Annotated in this window: 17 protein-coding genes; 5 read left to right on the top strand and 12 right to left on the bottom strand. The window is 71.2% G+C overall.

The window, feature by feature from the left end; all coding sequences use genetic code 11:
• Positions 1 to 30 precede the first annotated feature (30 nt).
• From QZH52_RS19285 to QZH52_RS19300, 4 genes are read left to right on the top strand one after another with little or no spacing between them, the layout of a single operon-like run.
• Positions 31 to 1,389 (top strand): NAD(P)/FAD-dependent oxidoreductase, encoded by a 1,359-nt coding sequence (locus QZH52_RS19285; RefSeq protein WP_301812108.1) that lies wholly within the window; start codon positions 31 to 33, stop codon positions 1,387 to 1,389.
• Positions 1,386 to 2,417 carry a chorismate transformation FkbO/Hyg5 family protein gene (locus QZH52_RS19290; RefSeq protein WP_301812110.1) on the top strand — a complete coding sequence of 344 codons (1,032 nt, stop codon included), beginning with the start codon at positions 1,386 to 1,388 and terminating at the stop codon, positions 2,415 to 2,417. Before QZH52_RS19285 ends, QZH52_RS19290 begins: the two co-directional genes overlap by 4 nt.
• Positions 2,418 to 2,433: 16 nt before the next feature.
• Positions 2,434 to 3,231, top strand: coding sequence for a lysophospholipid acyltransferase family protein (locus tag QZH52_RS19295; RefSeq protein WP_286529154.1), 798 nt, complete (start codon positions 2,434 to 2,436; stop codon positions 3,229 to 3,231).
• Entirely contained in the window at positions 3,198 to 3,974 is a 777-nt protein-coding gene (locus QZH52_RS19300; RefSeq protein WP_301812112.1) for a glycosyltransferase family 2 protein, read from the top strand. The genes QZH52_RS19295 and QZH52_RS19300 overlap by 34 nt, the downstream gene beginning before the upstream one ends.
• A 416-nt stretch (positions 3,975 to 4,390) precedes the next feature.
• Here the strand turns inward: QZH52_RS19300 and fabG are convergent, their stop codons facing one another.
• Genes fabG through QZH52_RS19350 form a run of 10 tightly spaced genes read right to left on the bottom strand, consistent with a single transcriptional unit; the run spans position 4,391 to position 13,831 of the window.
• Positions 4,391 to 5,122 carry a 3-oxoacyl-ACP reductase FabG gene (gene fabG / locus QZH52_RS19305; protein ID WP_301812114.1) on the bottom strand — a complete coding sequence of 244 codons (732 nt, stop codon included), beginning with the start codon at positions 5,120 to 5,122 and terminating at the stop codon, positions 4,391 to 4,393.
• Positions 5,119 to 5,586: a hotdog family protein gene (locus QZH52_RS19310; protein ID WP_301812116.1), complete on the bottom strand. Its 468-nt coding sequence runs from the start codon at positions 5,584 to 5,586 to the stop codon at positions 5,119 to 5,121. The genes fabG and QZH52_RS19310 overlap by 4 nt, the downstream gene beginning before the upstream one ends.
• Positions 5,583 to 6,329: a class I SAM-dependent methyltransferase gene (locus QZH52_RS19315; protein ID WP_301812117.1), complete on the bottom strand. Its 747-nt coding sequence runs from the start codon at positions 6,327 to 6,329 to the stop codon at positions 5,583 to 5,585. The genes QZH52_RS19310 and QZH52_RS19315 overlap by 4 nt, the downstream gene beginning before the upstream one ends.
• On the bottom strand, positions 6,326 to 7,177 hold the full coding sequence (locus QZH52_RS19320) for a polysaccharide deacetylase family protein (RefSeq protein ID WP_436411606.1): 852 nt from the start codon (positions 7,175 to 7,177) through the stop codon (positions 6,326 to 6,328). Before QZH52_RS19320 ends, QZH52_RS19315 begins: the two co-directional genes overlap by 4 nt.
• Complete coding sequence (locus QZH52_RS19325; protein ID WP_301812120.1) at positions 7,177 to 9,567, bottom strand: MMPL family transporter; 2,391 nt, start codon at positions 9,565 to 9,567, stop codon at positions 7,177 to 7,179. Before QZH52_RS19325 ends, QZH52_RS19320 begins: the two co-directional genes overlap by 1 nt.
• A complete protein-coding gene (locus QZH52_RS19330; RefSeq protein WP_301812122.1) occupies positions 9,564 to 10,217 on the bottom strand; it encodes a LolA-related protein in 654 nt (217 codons plus the stop codon). The genes QZH52_RS19325 and QZH52_RS19330 overlap by 4 nt, the downstream gene beginning before the upstream one ends.
• Positions 10,189 to 11,169, bottom strand: coding sequence for a lysophospholipid acyltransferase family protein (locus QZH52_RS19335; RefSeq protein WP_301812124.1), 981 nt, complete (start codon positions 11,167 to 11,169; stop codon positions 10,189 to 10,191). The genes QZH52_RS19330 and QZH52_RS19335 overlap by 29 nt, the downstream gene beginning before the upstream one ends.
• The gene (locus QZH52_RS19340) at positions 11,166 to 12,863 is read right to left on the bottom strand and encodes an AMP-binding protein (protein ID WP_301812126.1); all 1,698 of its coding nucleotides are present in this window, start codon (positions 12,861 to 12,863) and stop codon (positions 11,166 to 11,168) included. Before QZH52_RS19340 ends, QZH52_RS19335 begins: the two co-directional genes overlap by 4 nt.
• 14 nt (positions 12,864 to 12,877) lie before the next feature.
• Positions 12,878 to 13,501, bottom strand: coding sequence for a COG4648 family protein (locus QZH52_RS19345; RefSeq protein WP_301812128.1), 624 nt, complete (start codon positions 13,499 to 13,501; stop codon positions 12,878 to 12,880).
• Between the two features lie 18 nt (positions 13,502 to 13,519).
• Positions 13,520 to 13,831, bottom strand: a complete 312-nt coding sequence (locus tag QZH52_RS19350; protein ID WP_286504364.1) for a phosphopantetheine-binding protein — start codon at positions 13,829 to 13,831, stop codon at positions 13,520 to 13,522.
• Positions 13,832 to 13,975: 144 nt separating this feature from the next.
• On the opposite strand from QZH52_RS19350, the gene QZH52_RS19355 reads away from it, so the two are divergent.
• Complete coding sequence (locus QZH52_RS19355; RefSeq protein ID WP_301812130.1) at positions 13,976 to 15,493, top strand: helicase HerA-like domain-containing protein; 1,518 nt, start codon at positions 13,976 to 13,978, stop codon at positions 15,491 to 15,493.
• Between the two features lie 12 nt (positions 15,494 to 15,505).
• Here QZH52_RS19355 and QZH52_RS19360 read toward each other — a convergent pair whose 3' ends face one another.
• Together QZH52_RS19360 and QZH52_RS19365 are read right to left on the bottom strand one after the other, a co-directional pair.
• Positions 15,506 to 16,147, bottom strand: a complete 642-nt coding sequence (locus QZH52_RS19360; protein ID WP_301812132.1) for a DUF1109 domain-containing protein — start codon at positions 16,145 to 16,147, stop codon at positions 15,506 to 15,508.
• On the bottom strand, positions 16,144 to 16,695 hold the full coding sequence (locus QZH52_RS19365) for a sigma-70 family RNA polymerase sigma factor (RefSeq protein ID WP_286531769.1): 552 nt from the start codon (positions 16,693 to 16,695) through the stop codon (positions 16,144 to 16,146). The genes QZH52_RS19360 and QZH52_RS19365 overlap by 4 nt, the downstream gene beginning before the upstream one ends.
• Between the last annotated feature and the right edge of the window lie 16 nt (positions 16,696 to 16,711).

Here is a 16,711-nt window from a genome sequence, read left to right on the forward strand (position 1 = left end):
CCCTCTTTTCCAGTCTTCCAGCCCACGCGCATGAACAATCCCCCGCCGACCGCCGATCCCGGCTCGCCCGAACCCGCGCAGTGCGATGTGCTCGTCATCGGCGGCGGCCCGGCCGGCGCCACGGCCGCCGCCCTGCTGGCCCGCCAGGGCCGCAACGTCGTGATGCTCGAGAAGGCACACCATCCGCGTTTCCACATCGGTGAATCGCTGCTGCCGGCCAACGTGGCGCTGTTCGACAAGCTCGGCCTGCGCGACGAACTTGAGCGCATCGGCATGCCCAAATGGGGCGTCGAGTTCGTCTCGCCGGACCACGACCACATCACCCGGCTCGAGTTTTCCGAGGCCTGGGACAAGACCATGCCTTATGCCTGGCAGGTGCGGCGCTCCGAGATGGACGAGATCCTGTTCCGTCATGCCGCCGCCCAGGGCGCCCAGGCCGTCGAGGGCTGCCGGGTGCGCGAGGTCGTTTTCGACGCCGACGGCGCCGACGTGCTGGCGGCGCTGGACGACGGCGCGCAGCGCCGGTGGCGCGCACGCTTCGTCATCGATGCCTCGGGCCGCGACACCTTCCTGTCGAACAAGCTCAAGGCCAAGCAGAAGAACCCGAAGCACAACAGCTCGGCGCTGTTCGGCCACTTCACCAACGCCGAGCGGGCGCCGGGCAGGCTCGAAGGCAACATCACGATCTTCTGGTTCCAGCACGGCTGGTTCTGGTACATCCCGCTGGCCGACGGCAGCACCAGCGTGGGCGCGGTCTGCTGGCCCTACTACCTGAAGTCGCGCAAGAAGCCGCTGAAGGATTTCTTCGCCGACACGATCGCGATGTGCGAGCCGCTGGTGCAGCGCCTGAAAGACGCCGCGCTGGTCGACGACGCGGTCTACGCCACCGGCAACTACTCCTACACCAGCACCCATTGCAGCGGCGAGCGCTACCTGATGCTGGGCGATGCCTATGCCTTCATCGATCCGGTGTTCTCTTCCGGCGTCTATCTGGCGATGCACAGTGCCTTCGTCGGCGCCGAGGTGGTCGCCACGGCGCTCGACCAGCCCACCCGAGCCGCGACCGAACGGCGACGCTTCGAGGAGGAGATGCGCAAGGGCCCGCGGGAGTTCTCGTGGTTCATCTTCCGCGTCACGAACCCGACCATGCGCGAGTTCTTCATGTATCCATCGAACCCCCTGCGCGTCAAGGAGGCGCTGATGTCGCTGCTGGCCGGCGACATCTACGGCAAGACGCCCATCTGGCGCTCGCTGCGCGTCCTCAAGACGATCTACTTCGCGGTCTGCACCGCGCATCCGCGCCGGACCTGGAACGCCTGGCAGCGCCGCCGGCGCAACATCCGCGATCTCGGGCCGCTCGCCGGCGAAAACATCGTCGAGGCCCAGTGACCGCACGACTCCCCCTGACCACCCCGCCCCTGCGCGTGCAGCGCCTGAGCCTGGCGCAGGGCCTGGCCCTCGCCGCCGACAGCCCGGCACTGTTCGGCGCATTGGGCTACGGCACGCCCGACGGGCTCGCCTGGATGCCGACCGTGAACGCCCGCGTGCTGACCGGCGGCCCCCCGATGGCCGATGTCTGGCATGCCAGCGAACACATCGAGTCCGGCACCACCGGCGTCGTGCGCTGGCGCTGCGACGGCCACTGGATGCTGGGCGCCATCGACCTCGACGAGAACGTCGAGCAGAGCGGCGTCGCCGCCCTGGCCGAGCGCGCCTATCGCGATCTCTTCACCGCGCTGGAAGCCACCGGCTGCGCCCACCTGCTGCGGATCTGGAACTACCTGCCGCAGATCAACGGCGACGGCGGCGGAATGGAGCGCTACCGGCAGTTCAATGCCGGCCGGCAGCAGGCCTTCGTCGACGCTGGCCAGGCGGCCTTCGACGGTGCCCCTGCGGCCTGTGCGCTGGGCATCCACCAAGGCGCGCTGAGCATCCGCTTCCTGGCCGGCCGCACGGCCCCGCTGGCGGTCGAGAATCCACGCCAGGTCTCCGCCTATCGCTATCCGCCGGCCTACGGGCCGCGCGCACCGACCTTTTCGCGCGCGGCGCTGGCCGAGATCGGCGGCGGCGACGTCGCGCTCTTCATCTCGGGCACGGCCAGCATCGTCGGCCACGAGACCGTGCACGTGGGCCAGCTGCTGCCGCAGGTCGAGGAGACGCTGCGCAACCTCGCCGCCGTGATCGCGGCCGCCAACGCGCGCACCAGCGCCGTCTTCGATCTTTCGGCACTCGACTGCGTGGTCTACGTGCGCCATGCCGCCGATGCGCCCCTGGTGCGTCAGGCGCTCGAAGCCGCGCTGGGCCCGGCGGCGCACACGGTGAGCCACGCGGTCTACCTCGAAGCCGACATCTGCCGCCAGGACCTGCTGGTGGAGATCGAGGCCCATGCGGTGGCACGCGGGGCGCTGCACCCCTGATGGGTCGAGGCCATCGATGAACCGGCTGCTTCGTCTGGGACTGTCGATCCCGTTCGCGCTGCCGCTGTATGCGCTGCTGGTGCTGCTCGGCGCCATCTCGCTGCCATGGAACATCGCCGCGATGCTGCTCTATCCGGTGCTGCCGGTGGCCACCGGGCGCGCGCTCGGCCGCCGCGCCATCGCCTTCGCCTACCGCTTCTTCTGGGCCGCCGCGTCGCTCAGCGGCATGATGCGCATCGACGCCGATTGCCTCGACGCCCTGCGCGACGAACGCGGGCTCATCCTGGTGGCCAACCATCCGACCATGCTCGACGCGCTGCTGCTGGTTGCCCGCCTGCCGCGCAGCGCCTGCATCATGAAGGCCGACCTGATGCGCAACATCTTCCTGGGCGCGGGCGCCCGGCTGGCGCGCTACATCCGCAACGACTCGGCGCGCACGATGGTGCGGCTGGCGGTCGACGACCTGCGCAACGGCGGCCAGCTGGTGATCTTCCCCGAAGGCACGCGCACCGTCACGCCCCCGCTCAACAGCTTCAGGCCGGGTGTCACGCTGATCGCCAAGCTCGCGCAGGCGCCGATCCAGACCGTCTTCATCGACACCGACTCGCCTTACCTGGGCAAGGGCTGGCCCTTGTGGCGGGTGCCGCCGCTGCCGATCGTGTTCCGCCTGAGCCTGGGCCAGCGTTTCGCGCCCTCGCAGGACAGCAACGCGCTGCTGCAGCAGATCGAACTCTATTACCGCCAATCCATGGAACAGCGCGCCCCCGACGCGCAGCCCGCATGCCAGACGTCTCGCGCACCCACCTTGTCCTGATCCCGAGCTACAACACAGGAGAACGCCTGTTCTCGACGGTCAAGGCGGCACGTGCGCAATGGAACCCGGTGTGGGTGGTGGTCGACGGCAGCACCGACGGCACCGGCGAGCGGCTGCAGCGCATGGCCGCCGAAGACCCGGGGCTGCGCGTGCGGGTGCTGCCGCACAACCAGGGCAAGGGTGCCGCCGTCTTGCATGGCTTGCGCGAGGCGCAGCAGGCCGGCTACACCCACGCACTGACCATGGACTCCGACGGCCAGCATCCGGCCGACCTGATACCGACGTTCATGCAGGCCTCGCAGGCGCGGCCCGAGACGATGGTGCTCGGCCGTCCGGTCTTCGATGCCAGCGCCCCGCTGCTGCGGGTGCGCGGGCGCCGGGTCTCGAACGGCTGGACGCAGTTGGAGACGCTGTTTGCGGGCGTGGGCGATTCGCTCTACGGCTTTCGGGTGTACCCGGTGGCGGACCTGATCGCGGTCATGGCGCGGCAGCCGTGGATGCGCCGCTTCGACTTCGACACCGAAGCGGTGGTCCGGCTGGCCTGGCGCGGCGTCAAGCCGGTCAACATCGATGCGCCGGTGAAGTACCTCACGGCGGAAGAAGGCGGCGTGTCGCACTTCCGCTATGGGCGGGACAACCTGCTGCTGACCTGGATGCATACGCGGCTGATGGTGGAGTTCGTGCTGCGGCTGCCGGGGTTGGTGATTCGCAAGCTGCGGGGGGTGGCGCCGTTTCAGGCGTGAACTTGCTGGCGGGGCGGCGGGGGCGGCGGCGGCAGGCGGTATGCCCCCGGGCCGGCCGACGTCACCGGCCGCTTCGCGGCTGCCCTGCGCTGCTCGGCGGTGCCTCAACGGCCGGCCCGGGGGCATACCGCCCGCCACCGCTGACACGTTGGGGTTGCATCGGCGTTGGAGACGACACGGATCTTTGATCACCCCCGGAGCCCGGCATGCGGTGCGGGACGGGCGATCCCCTCTGCGCCGCTGAGGAGCGGAGCTTCAGGCGGATAAGGGCCGCGCGTGTTTGAGCGAAGCGAGTTTCGCGTGGACCCCGCCTGGAGCGAGCACCGCAAGGGAGCCCGAAGGGCCGGCGCAGTGGGGTCGCTCGGCCCGCACCGCTTGCCGGGCGCCCGTCCCAATGGGCCAACCCGGACCCGAAACTAAATCATCCCACCGTTGATCGAGATCACCTGCCCCGTGATGTAGGCCGCCTCATCACTCGCCAGGAACCCGGCCAGTGATGCGACCTCGTCCGGCGTCCCGGCCCGCTTCGCAGGCACCATCTGGTTGATCATCGCCGCGTCGAACACGCCATCCGCCATCGGCGAAGCGATGATCCCCGGCGCGATCGCATTCACAGTCACGCCACGCGCCGCCACTTCGAGCGACAAGGCCTTGGTCGCACTGTTGAGCGCGCCCTTGGCCGCCGCATAGTTGACCTGCCCGCGATTGCCGGTCAGCGAGGCCACGGAAGAGATATTGAGGATGCGCCCCCAGCGCGTGCGCAGCATCGGCAGCAGCAGCGGCTGCGTGACGCGGAAGAAGCCGTTCAGCGAGACGTCGATCACCTTGTGCCACTGCTCGGGCCGCATGCCCGGCAACACGGCGTCGTCGTGGACGCCGGCATTGTTGACGATGACCTGCACCGGCCCGCCCTCGAGCAGGCGCTCGCAGGCCGCCTGCGCGGCGTCGTCGCTGCGCAGGTCGAAGACCACGCATTCGGCCTTGCCGCCGGCGGCAGTGATCGTGGCGGCCAGTTGCGCCACCGACTCCGGCCGCGAGTTGGCGTGCAGCAGCACGGTGGCGCCGTCGCGCGCCAGTCGCTGCGCAATGGCCGCGCCCAGGGCGCCGCTGGCGCCGGTGATCAGGGCGCGTTTTCCGATGAGACTCATGCGTTGTTTTCCATGGCAAGCGGGGTGTTCAGGACGACGACCGCCCGGCCCTCGGCCAGCGGCCGGCCGGTGGCGTCAGTGACTGCGAATTGATAGAGGACCTGGCTCTGATCGCCGGTGAGCCGCTGCGCATGCACCTGCAGTTCGCCCGCGATGTCATCGATGCGGGCCACGCTCAGGCGCACATTGCGCGCACTCGCCAGGAACCCGGCCGAGGGCTCGCTGCCCTCCGCCGCGAGCAGGCCGCCGTGCAGCGCCATGGCCTGCGCCGCATACTCGATCAGGTTCGGCGACAGCAGGCCGGAGGCGGTGCGCAGCGGGTTGTCCGGATGCGCATGCGAGGCGGTCGTGCAGTGGATGGATTCGGCATCCCATGCGGCGAGACGGTCGAGCAGGCACATGCTGCCGCTGTGCGGAATGCGCCGCGCAATGCCGGCGCGGTCGAGGGTCTGGGGTGCGGTCATTCGGCTTCCTTGATATCGGCCACCAGCAGCACGTTGGCAAAGGGCGTGCCTGCGCTCATCGGGATGCTGTGGACCTTGAATCCGAGCCGCTCCAGCAGCAGCATCCAGTCGTCGAGCGGCCGGCCCCAGGTCGGCGACGCGCGGTGGCCACGGATCCGGGTCACGGTGCGGTCGACCCACTGGCTGATCGCAAAGCCGCGCCGGCTGGCGGCATCACCGACCCGCAGCAGGAGACGTCCGCCGGGCTGCAGGGCGTCGCGCACGCGGCGCAGCACGCCCTCCTGGGCGTCGAGGTCGACGTAGTGCAGCACGTCGAGGATCACGACCAGGTCGCTGGGCGGCAAGGCGGCCCGGCACATGTCGGCGCAGACGAACTCCGGCGCCGGCTGCAGGTGTCCGATCGACGCCTGTGCGCGCGCCACGTCTTTCGGCATCAGCTCGATGCCGGTGTAGCAGATCGCGGCCGGCGCTGCGCTCCAGGTGGCGGGCCACGCACCCGGGCGCGACTGCAGCGTGCCGAGCGCCGACAGCAGGCTCGCGAACAGTCCTTGCCCGCAGCCGATGTCGACCACCCGGCGGCGGTGCGCGCCGATCAGGCCGCGCTCGACCAGGCCACGGAAGACCGGGTCGCGGCCCAGCTTGCCGCGCGCGAAATGCCAGGCGAACTTGCCCGCCTTGCGGTACGGCGCGCTCGCGTGCTCGTGGATCTGACGCCAGGCGGCGTCGGTGGAAACCGGGTTCATCGTTCAGCCAGGGCCTCGGGCAGGGTCACGGCACGCAGGCCGTCGGATCGGATTCTGGCCAGCAGCGGCGGCAGCACCTCCAGGACGACCGCGCGGCCGCCCTCGGTGCGCGCGGCATGGCCGTCGTGCAGCAGCAATATGTCGCCGGCCTTCAGGCCCTTCTCGAGTCGCGCCAGCACGATCGCGGGATCGCCTTCGCGGGTGTCGAAGCCGCGCCGCGTCCAGGTCACCAGCGACAGGCCCAGGCGGTGCAGCACCGGCGCCAGGAAAGGGTTGCGCAACCCGGCCGGAGCCCGGAAGCAGCTCGCCCGCTCGCCCGTGACCTCGAACAGCAGGGCCTGGGCGCGCGCGATCTCGGCCTCGAAACCGCGCGGCCCCAGGAGCGAGAAGTCGTGGCGGTGCCCCGCCGTGTGGTTCTGGATGCTGTGGCCGCGGGCGACGATCTCGCGCGCCAGCGCCGGATGCGCGGCCACCCGCTCCGCTATGCAGAAGAAGGTGGCGCGCTGGCCGTGGGCGTCCAGCAGGTCGAGCACCTGGGGCGTGACCTCCGGGTCGGGCCCGTCGTCGATCGTGAGCGCGATCTCGTGGCGCGCCGCCGCGGCGGCGGGCAGCCGCGTCATGTTCGGCCCCAGCAGGCTGCTGCGCGGCGTCAGCCCGGCGGCGGTGATCAGCACATGGTTCAACACCACCGCGGCAATGGCCCAGGGCAGCGCACCGGGCACCGTCACCGCGGCCCCGAAGGCGAGCAGGTGCCAGCCGATGCTGGCGCGCACCAGCGGCGGCCACGACCAGCGGGTCGCGGAAGAAGGAGCAGGAACGACGGCAGCCATGGGGGTCGATTTTCCCATCAGCGCGGGCCGGTCCCGGAAGGGGCGGCGGTGCGCGCGAAAGCCGCCGACAACAGCAGTGCCAGCAAGGCGCCGGGCGCCACCACCCGGCCGATCGAGGACAGCGCCGGAATGTCGGAGATCGCGATCAGCCCGAACGACACCACGGTCGTCAGGTTGGCCAGCATCAGCGAGGCCAGGGTGTCCTCGTCGGCCCGTCCGGTCTCGCGCAGCTGGTCGAAGAACAGCGCGTAGTTCGACCCCACCGCCACGATCAGCAGCAGGCCGACCAGGTGCAGGATGCCCAGCGGCACGTGCAAGGCCGCCATCCCGCCCAGGGTGAGCACCACGGCGACCACCAGCGGCAGGCAGACCGCCAGCAGGCGGCGCCCCGAGCGCAGCCAGGCGGCCAGCAGCACCACCACAGCGAGGGCACCCAGCATCACCTGGACGAAAGCTTCGCGCAGATAGCGCTTGTAGAGCCCGGACAGTTCGTCGCCGACATTGACCACCTGCACGTCGGGCAGGCCGTCGAGCGCGGCCGCCAGCCGGGCAGGGTCGAAGCTGGCGCCCGGGTGCAGCGAGATCAGCGTCGACCAGCCGCCGGCGGCGCGCTCGAACATCAGTGCCCCGACCACCGCGTCGAGCGGCGTGCCCGCCAGGTCGGCGCGCCGGATCATCGGCAGCGCCCGGGCGGCCTGCACGTCGGCGATGAAGGGCTCGAGGCGCGCAGCCGGCAGCGGCAGGCCCCGCGTCGCTTCGGCCAGGCGGCTGCGCAAGGTCGCGGCGTCCGGCAGGCTGGCGATGCGCGCCGCCTGCGAAGCCTCGCTCGGCAGCACGCGGGTGACGGTCTCGAAGCCCGAGAGATCGCCCTTGTCGACCAGCGCCTCGAGACGCTGGCCGGCCGCCTCGGTGCTGCGCAGCGTGGCCTGCATGTCGCTGCCATGGACCACGACCAGGGTGCCGCCGTCGCTGGCGCCGACGTCCTCGCGCAGTTCGGCGTCGAGCGCCTGCATCGCCTTCGGCACCGGGCTCATCGCACCAAGGTTGGCGCGCCAGAGATAGCCGCCCTGCCACAGCACCAGCGCCAGCGCCGCCACGCCGAGGCCCGAGAGCAGCCAGCGCAGGCGCGGCAGCCCGCGCACCAGGAAGCCGGCCAGCTGGGCCATCTGGCGCCGCATGCCCATGCCGGTGGCGCCGTCGGGGGCCAGCACCGGCAGCACGAAGCGCGCGACCAGCGCCGCCGCGACCAGGCCGGCGATCGAGAACACGCCGAGCTGCGCCAGCCCCGGGAAGCCCGAGAACACCAGCGCCGCGAAGCCGCAGACCGAGGTCAGCAGCCCGAGCCGCACCGTGGGCCAATGGATGTCGCGCCAGCGCTGCCAGCCGGTGCCGGCGACGGCGGCGCCGCGGGCCTGGATCAGGTAGTAGATCGCGTAGTCGACGGTTTCGCCGATCAGCGTGCTGCCGAAGCCCATCGTCAGGCCGTGCACTTCGCCGAAGACCAGGCTCACCGCCGCGGTGCCGCCGACCACGCCGGTGGCGACCGGCAGCAGCGCGATCACCAGCGCCCGCGGCGAGGCGAAGGCCAGCAGCAGCAAGGCGCCCATGACGATGCCGCCGACCACCGCCAGGTGGATCGCCTCGCCCTTGATCTGGTCGCGGCTCTGGACCGAGAACACGGGCGCGCCCGTCATCTCGAGGCTCGGACCGTCGCCGGCCATCTCGCGCGTGGCCTCGTCGAAGGCGCCCTGCACGCGCGCGATCGCCAGGGCGATGGCGTCGAGGTCGCCGCCGGCAGCATGCGTGGTGGCGAGGATCAGCGCCCGCGGCGCGGTGCGCGACACCCAGACGCCCTCCTCGCTGCGCGGCGAGCTGGCGGGAATCAGGCCTTCGGCGATGCGCTGGGTCTCGCCGGTGGGATCGCGGTCGAGCAGCGGCTTGAGCGCGTTGCCGGCCGGCGTGCCGAGCATCGACAGGCTGTCGAGGATCGCGTCGCGCAGCCCGGCGGCACTGAAGCGCTCGGGCGTCAGCCCGGCCGCCAGCAGGTAGCGGTGGTCGAAGACCCAGGTGCCGGTGTCCTTCCAGTCGCTGGTGTCGCCGTTCTGGACCAGGTCGAACAGCCGGCTGTCGCGCATCGCACGCGCGACCGCGCGCGACACCACCGCCCGCTGCGCCGCGTCCCGCCCGCCCTCGATGCCGATGAAGATCGTGCGCGAGGCGATGCCGCTCTGCAGCTGCTCGATCAGGATCTGCTGCCGCGCGTCGGGGCTGGCCGGCAGGAAGGCCGACAGGTCGGCGCTGAAATGGGTGCGCGCGATCAGCGTGGCACCGGCCAGCAGCGCCAGCAGCCAGAGACCCAGGGTCAACGCGACACGGCGGCGACCGGGCGCGGCAGCGGCTCGGGTCACGGGGTGGTGCGCGCCGATGCCGCGGAGGGGGCGGACGGAACGGCCGCCGTGCCGGCGCCGCGTTCGGGCGTGATCGCCATCACCGAGCGGTCGCCGCCGATGAACTCCATGTCGATGCCCAGCACCTCGCCGCCGCGTCCGCTCAGGCGCATCGAGCGCACCTGGGCCGCCAGCCGCGGGTCGATCGGCTCCAGGTCCAGGCGCCAGCCGGTGGCCGAGCCGGAGAGCGTGCTGCGAAAGTAGCGCTGCAGGCTCTGGCCGTTGCCGCTCAGCGTGCCGCGCATCGCCTCGACCATGCCGAGCAGCTCGGGCATGCTGTCCAGGGCCAGCGTGCGCGTGCGGCCGCCGCGCGACAGGGTCAGCGTATTGCCCTCGACGCTCATCGTCTCCGGCCGCGGCGACAGCGTGCGGCGGACCAGGCGGTCGGGGGCCGTGAAACTCAGCACGCCGCTGGCGTCCAGCGGGCCTTCCAGTCCCCGCACGAAGCGCTGCTCGGTGAAGCGGGCCTCGCCGCTCTTCTGCTGCGCCAGCAGGCCCATCAGCTCGGGCAGGTCGAAAGCCCAGGCTGACGAGGCGAAAAGCCAGGACAGCATCAGCGCGGCCAGCGCCCTGCCCCAGCGTTCAATGCGGATCTTCGAGCCAGAAATCATGAAAGTTGAACCAGTTGTACGGGTAGGCGCGACACAGCGCCTCGAGCCGGGCCACGTAGGCTTCGAGCGCCGCGCGGATGCGCCGTTCCCGCTCGGCCGGGTCGCTCGCGCGCTCGCTGAAATCGGCCAGCGGCTCGAACAGCACATCGTAGCGGGCGCCGCCCACGTAGAGGCCGGCCATGAAGAAGACCTTGCGGCGCAGCAAGGCGGCGAGCCGGAACGGCCCGTCGTTGAACAGCGCCGGTCGGCCAAGGAAAGGCACCTCGATGCTGCTGCCGCGCTGCTGGCCCGCCTCCTCGGGCCCGGCCAGGGTGCGGTCGGCCAGCAAGCCGGCGAGGCCCCCGGAATCGAGCCAGTCGCGCAGGTCCAGCATCGAATGCGGCCGCCCGAGCGCGATCATGTGCGGCCGCAGCTCGGGCAGGCTGATGGCGTTGAGGACCGCGTTGATCTGCTGCGCGTTGTCCGGGTACATCACCATCGCGGGACGCAGATCGGCAGGCGCGCCGGCGCGGTGCTTGCACGCGCCCAGCGCCTCGAAGCTGCCGACATGGGCGCCGAGCATGAAGGCGCCGCGGCCGGCGTTGACCTCGACTTCGACCGGCGCATTGCCGAACACCCGGATGTCGAACAGGTCCATCCGCCCGCGCAGGAAATAGAGCCGGTCGAGCACGGTGGAGGCGAAGGCGTGCAGCAGGCGATAGCCGTCGGCCCAGCCGGCCTTGGGACCGATCGCGCGGAACAGGTAGCGCTTGATGTGGCGCCGCGGGGTCGGCGAGAACAGCAGGAAGTAGAGCGAGATCGGATGCAGGATCAGTCGGGTCAACGGCCGCCCGCACAGGATCGCGATGGCGCAGATGACGCGCAGCGCGAGCATGTTGCTGCGCTCGGGCGCGCGCGACCACTCGGCCTGGCGCGACTTCGCATCGCCCGGCTCGGGCGGCGTTGCGCTCATAACGTAGCGCCAGGCACCCAGCGTCCGCTGACCGCCACCACCGCGCCGCTGCGGACCTCGAAGCGCAGGCCCCGGGCGGCGCCGGTCTCGGGCACCAGGTCGATCACCAGCGTGCTGCCCGGGCGCACCGGCGCCAGGAACTTGGCCGCGGCCAAGGTCGGCTCGGCCCCGAGGCGCGCGGCCAGTGCGGGCACGCCGTGCACCGCTTCCAGGACCTCGGCCAGCAGCAAGGCACCCGGCATCAGCGGCTGGCCCGGAAAGTGGCCGGCAAAGGCCGGGTGGTCCGCGGGCACTTCGCGCGTGACCTGCACCGGCGTGCCGTCGGCGGCCAGCTGGGCCAGCGCGAACTCGCGCAGCGAGCGCGCCGTGAGCTTGCCCGTGCCCTCGCGCGGGAAGGCCGCCACGTGCACCACCCGGCGCGGCACGAAGACCGCCTCGATCCGTTCGCGCAGGGCCGCGATGATCGCCGCGGCATCGAGCCCGGGCGCGACCACGAAGGCCACCGGCCGCACCACGCCGTCCGCCACGTCGTCCGGCAGCCAGAAGGCGCCGTCGACCACGCCCGGGATGCTGTTGAGGTGATGGTTCAGGTAGCCCAGCGAACTGCGCCGCCCGGCCACGTGGATCAGGTCGTTGGCCCGGCCGAGCAGCCGGAAGCGCCGGTCGTCGACCAGTTCCAGGATGTCGGCCATCGGCGTCGGCTCGGGAATGAAATCACCCGAGAAGATGAAGCGCTCGACGCCGGCCGCGTCATGCTCGGCCTGGACCCGGATCTCGCCGAAGGTCTCCCAGACTTCGCTCTGGGTCGGCCGGCGGGTCGCGACCTGGCCCGACTCGGTACTGCCGTAGATCTCGATCAGCGCGCCGCCCATCGCCTGCTCGGCCTGGGCCGCCAACTGGGGCGACAAGGGGGCCGTGGCCGACAGGATCAGGTCGACCGGCGGCAGCGCGATGCCGGACAGCAGCAGCGTCTTGAGGTGAAACGGCGTCGTCACGAGCGCCCGCGGCTGCGGCACCGAGGCCAGCGCCTCGGCCACGTCCGCGGGAAAGAACGGCCGTCCGCTGTCGAAGGCGGCGCCGCCCAGCAGCGCGAGCAGCACCGAGGACTCGATGCCGTAGCTGTGCTGGACCGGCACGGTGGCGACCAGCGTCAGCCCGGCCAGTGACGGCCGTCCGAGCAGGCCGGCCAGGCGGCCGACCGCGGCCTGGACATCGCCGAACAGCGTGCCCCAGGTCTTGGCATGCGGCTGCGGTGCGCCGGTCGAACCCGAGGTCAGGAGGCTCACCGCATGCATGCCGGCGGCGAAGGACGGCAGCGGCGGCTCCGGGCCGTCGGCCCGTGGCGCACGGTCGTCGACACGCACCCGCGGCAGGCCGGGGGTCTCGAGCGCCGGGTCGTCGATCACCGCATAGGCGGGGTCGCCGATCTCGTGCAGCCGCGCCAGCGTGTCGGGGCGCGCATCCGGGGGCAGCAGGCTGGCTTCGCCGCGCACCAGGGCCGCGGCCAGCGCGACCGCGAAGGCGTAGCGGTCGACGCACAGGTTCACGACCGGACCACCCGGCAGCAGCGCCGGCGCGAAGCGGGCGACATCGGCCAGGAACTCGCGCGCGCTCACCGGGGTGCCGGCGCGCCAGGCCAGGGGTTGGTCGAGGTCGCGCTGCGCCAGCAGCGGCAGGAAGGTGTCGGGACTCAAGGGATTCGCCAGGTTCAGTGCCGCGCGGAGGGGTCCGCCGGCGCACCATAGAAGGCGCGCACCGCGTCGATCATGCGGGTGCGCTCGAATTCGGGATGCAGCCGGTAGCGCATCAGGTGCTCGCCGACGAACAGGCCGGCCACCAGCAGCGGCGTCAGCAGGTTGGCCAGCACCGACCAGGCCGCGAACGACAGGCTCGCGTAGACCGCGATCGACGCCACCACCATCAAGGCGAAGTACAGCGTCCAGACCCGCGTGACCTGGGCGGTGTAGATGCGCATCGCCGGCGACAGCGGATGCACGCGCTGGGCGAACTGGCCGATCAGCGACAGCCGGTCGCCCCGCAGCGTGCTGCCGAACCAGCCGCAGAGCAAGGCGTTGATGCCGGCATGCTGCAGCACATAGAGACGATTCGGGTCACCGGCCTCGCCCAGCAGCACCAGCGCGAAGCCCGCTACCCCGGCCAGGCCGGCCAGCGCCAGCCCCCAGCGGCCGAAGCGGCTGCCTGCGAGACCGAGCGCGGTGAGCCACAGCGGGCCCAGCAAGACCACGACGGCCCAGGGCTCGGCCGCGTGATAGAGCATCATCCAGTGCGACACGCAGGCATAGCTCACCCCCGCCAGCAGCAGGAGCGCCATGCGCCATCGGGACATGGATCAGGACGTGCCGCGGTGCGCCGCGACATGCGCGGCCAGGCTGCGCAGCGATTCGAAGATCTGCTGGTTGCGCTCGTCGTCCGAGCGCAGCTGGAAGCCGTACTTGCGCGACACCTCCAGCGCGACTTCCAGGATGTCGATCGAATCGAGCCCGAGGCCTTCGCCGTACAGCGGTGCGGTCGGCACGATGTCGGCCGGGGCCACTTCCAGGTTGAGCGACTCGACAAGGAGGACAGCCAATTCATTCTCGAGGGGTGACTGTTCGGAGGCGTCGCCAGCGGCGGGAACGGGGGATTGGGCAGTCGATGACAAAGGAGAACTCCGGGTCTTGGGGAATTGTCGCAAAGGGATACGCGAAGACGCCTTCGGTCACACCGGAGGAAGCTTCGCATGGGGTCGCGATTATAGGAGGCCGGCTTCGCTAGACTGGGCCCCTTCGAACGACCGGAAAACCCCATGGCCGACCCTCTCCTCATCGCCCGCCAGGGCAGCATCGAATGCACCCTGCTCCCGGGGCTGGCCAATCGACACGGCCTGATCACCGGCGCCACCGGCACCGGCAAGACCGTCACGCTCCAGACCATCGCCGAAAAGCTGTCGTCGATCGGGGTGCCGGTGTTCATGGCCGACGTCAAGGGCGACCTCACCGGCGCCAGCCAGGCCGGCAGCATCGGCGCCAAGATGGCGGGCATCCTGAAAGAGCGCGGGCTCGACCTGCCGGCGCCCCTGGCCTGCCCGGTCACGCTGTGGGACGTCTTCGGCGAGCAGGGCCATCCGGTGCGCGCCACGGTGTCCGACATGGGCCCGCTGCTGCTGGGCCGGATGCTCAACCTGAACGAGACCCAGTCGGGCGTGCTGAACCTGGTGTTCAAGATCGCCGACGACAACGGCCTGCTGCTGCTCGACCTCAAGGACCTGCGGGCGATGCTGCAGCACGTAGGCGAGAACGCCAGCCAGTTCACGACCGAATACGGCAACATCAGCGCCGCCAGCGTGGGCGCGATCCAGCGCGGCCTGCTCGCGATCGAGAGCCAGGGCGGCGACAAGTTCTTCGGCGAGCCGATGCTCAACATCGCCGATTTCATGCAGTCGGTGGACGGCAAGGGCGTGATCAACATCCTGGCGGCCGACAAGCTCATGAACTCGCCGCGGCTCTACGCCACCTTCCTGCTGTGGATGCTGTCGGAGCTGTTCGAGCAGCTGCCCGAGATCGGCGACCCCGAGCAGCCCAAGCTGGCGTTCTTCTTCGACGAGGCCCACCTGCTGTTCAACGAGGCACCCAAGGCCCTGGTCGAGCGGATCGAACTGGTGGTGCGGCTGGTGCGCTCCAAGGGCGTGGGCGTCTTCTTCGTCACGCAGAACCCGCTGGACATCCCGGATTCGGTCCTGGCCCAGCTCGGCAACCGGGTGCAGCATGCCTTGCGGGCCTTCACGCCGCGCGACCAGAAGGCGGTGAAGGCGACCGCCACCACGATGCGCCAGAAGCCGGGGCTGGACATCGAGGCGGCGATCACCGAGCTCGCGGTCGGCGAGGCGCTGGTGAGCTTCCTCGACGACAAGGGCCGCCCGAGCGTCACCGAACGCGTCTTCGTGCTGCCGCCGGGCAGCCAGATCGGCCCGATCACGCCGGCCCAGCGGCAGGCCCTGATCGCCAATTCGCTGGTGGCGGGCGTCTACGAGAAAGCCGTCGACCGCGAGTCGGCCTACGAGAAGCTCAAGGGCCGCGCCGCGACCGCACCCGATGCGCCCGCCACCGCCGGCAAGCCCGGCGCGCCGGCGGCGCCGGAGTCGGGCGGTGTCATGGGCAGCCTCAACGAGTTGCTGTTCGGCTCCACCGGGCCACGCGGCGGCAAGCACGACGGCCTGGCGCAGACCATGGCGAAATCGGCCGTGCGGACCATGGGCACGACGGTCGGGCGCGAGATCCTGCGCGGGGTGCTGGGCGGGATCTTCGGCTCGAAGACCAGGCGATAGCCTGCGGCCAGCTCACCAGCGCAGCAGCCGGGGCCCGATCAGGGCGCCGGCGACCACCGGCAGCGCGATGCCCGCCACGTACCAGACCGCGATGTACGGCGCCGCCAGCTCCGGGCAATGGAGGGCGTAGACCATCGCCCCGGCGCCGCCGGCCAGCGCGCCGGCCGCCGCGCCGGCCAGCGCCGGCCGGGTCGGCGCGAGGCCCTTGAGCGCCCACAGCAGGGCCGCGAACATCGGCAGCGACACCACGGCGATGTCGACGGTGCAGCTGCGCCAGGTGTGCCCCATGACCAGCGCCGCGCGCTCTTCGGCCGGGGCCGAAAGCAACGCCACCAGGGCCAGCAGCCAGATCAGCAGCACCGGCGCCGCCAGCCCCAGCCACGCGCCCCGAACCCGCACGCCCGGACGCGCCAGCCGCTGCACCACCACGAACGCTGCCAGCGCGATGCCGGCGCCGAACAGCAGGCGAACCCAGAACATCGGCCAGAACATGGCCTCGATCAGGTCGCGCCGCACGCCGTAGGCCATCAGCATCCAGGCCGCCGAGACCGGCAGTGCGATCGCCAGCGCCACCCCCAGCCGGCGCGACACCGCGCGCCGGCGCACCGGGGCGGCATCCGCCGCCAGCAGGGCGACCAGTTGGTCGGTTCTCATCGGCTCCCCCTGATCTTCTGCGCCAGCGCCTTCAGTCCGCGGTGAACGCCCACCTTGACCGCCGATTCCGACATGCCGGTCAGGCGCGCGGTCTCGGCGACCGACAGCCCTTCGAGCCGGGTGTGAACGATCGGCAGCCGATGGCGGTCCGGCAGCGTCGCCAGCAGGCCCGCCAGGTCGCGCCGCGCATCGCTGGCCTCGGTGGCCGACTCGGCGAACACGGCGAGGTCGTCGTCCAGCGGGTCGTGCAGCGCCTCGCGACCGGCCCGCGCCCGCAGCAGGTCGATCATCTTGTAGCGCGCGATCGCATGCACCCAGGCGGTCAGGGGCTGGTCGGGCTGGTAGGTGTGGCGCTGGTTGTGCATGGCGAGAAGACATTCCTGGACCAGGTCCTCGACCTCGTCGGGCCAGCCGAACAGTCGCCGGGCCAGGAAGGCGCGAAGGTGCGAGGCAAGCTGCTCCAGGAAGCTGCGATAGGCGGCCGCGTCGCCGGCGAGCCCGCGCACGAACAACCCGTGCAGCCGCAACTCCGCTTCGCTTTTCGCCATCGGGCTTCTCTCTGAC

The sequence above is a fragment of the Variovorax ginsengisoli genome, from assembly GCF_030486595.1.
GTDB classification, from domain to species: Bacteria; Pseudomonadota; Gammaproteobacteria; order Burkholderiales; family Burkholderiaceae_C; genus Variovorax; species Variovorax ginsengisoli_B.

Excerpts from the sequence above, each read along its gene's own strand:
- QZH52_RS19285 (WP_301812108.1), top strand. The coding sequence starts at position 31 with ATGAACAATCCCCCGCCGACCGCCGATCCCGGCTCGCCCGAACCCGCG.
- QZH52_RS19295 (WP_286529154.1), top strand. The coding sequence starts at position 2,434 with ATGAACCGGCTGCTTCGTCTGGGACTGTCGATCCCGTTCGCGCTGCCG.
- QZH52_RS19300 (WP_301812112.1), top strand. The coding sequence starts at position 3,198 with ATGCCAGACGTCTCGCGCACCCACCTTGTCCTGATCCCGAGCTACAAC.
- fabG (WP_301812114.1), bottom strand. The coding sequence starts at position 5,122 with ATGAGTCTCATCGGAAAACGCGCCCTGATCACCGGCGCCAGCGGCGCC.
- QZH52_RS19310 (WP_301812116.1), bottom strand. The coding sequence starts at position 5,586 with ATGACCGCACCCCAGACCCTCGACCGCGCCGGCATTGCGCGGCGCATT.
- QZH52_RS19315 (WP_301812117.1), bottom strand. The coding sequence starts at position 6,329 with ATGAACCCGGTTTCCACCGACGCCGCCTGGCGTCAGATCCACGAGCAC.
- QZH52_RS19320 (WP_436411606.1), bottom strand. The coding sequence starts at position 7,177 with ATGGGAAAATCGACCCCCATGGCTGCCGTCGTTCCTGCTCCTTCTTCC.
- QZH52_RS19330 (WP_301812122.1), bottom strand. The coding sequence starts at position 10,217 with ATGATTTCTGGCTCGAAGATCCGCATTGAACGCTGGGGCAGGGCGCTG.
- QZH52_RS19335 (WP_301812124.1), bottom strand. The coding sequence starts at position 11,169 with ATGAGCGCAACGCCGCCCGAGCCGGGCGATGCGAAGTCGCGCCAGGCC.
- QZH52_RS19345 (WP_301812128.1), bottom strand. The coding sequence starts at position 13,501 with ATGGCGCTCCTGCTGCTGGCGGGGGTGAGCTATGCCTGCGTGTCGCAC.
- QZH52_RS19355 (WP_301812130.1), top strand. The coding sequence starts at position 13,976 with ATGGCCGACCCTCTCCTCATCGCCCGCCAGGGCAGCATCGAATGCACC.
- QZH52_RS19360 (WP_301812132.1), bottom strand. The coding sequence starts at position 16,147 with ATGAGAACCGACCAACTGGTCGCCCTGCTGGCGGCGGATGCCGCCCCG.
- QZH52_RS19365 (WP_286531769.1), bottom strand. The coding sequence starts at position 16,695 with ATGGCGAAAAGCGAAGCGGAGTTGCGGCTGCACGGGTTGTTCGTGCGC.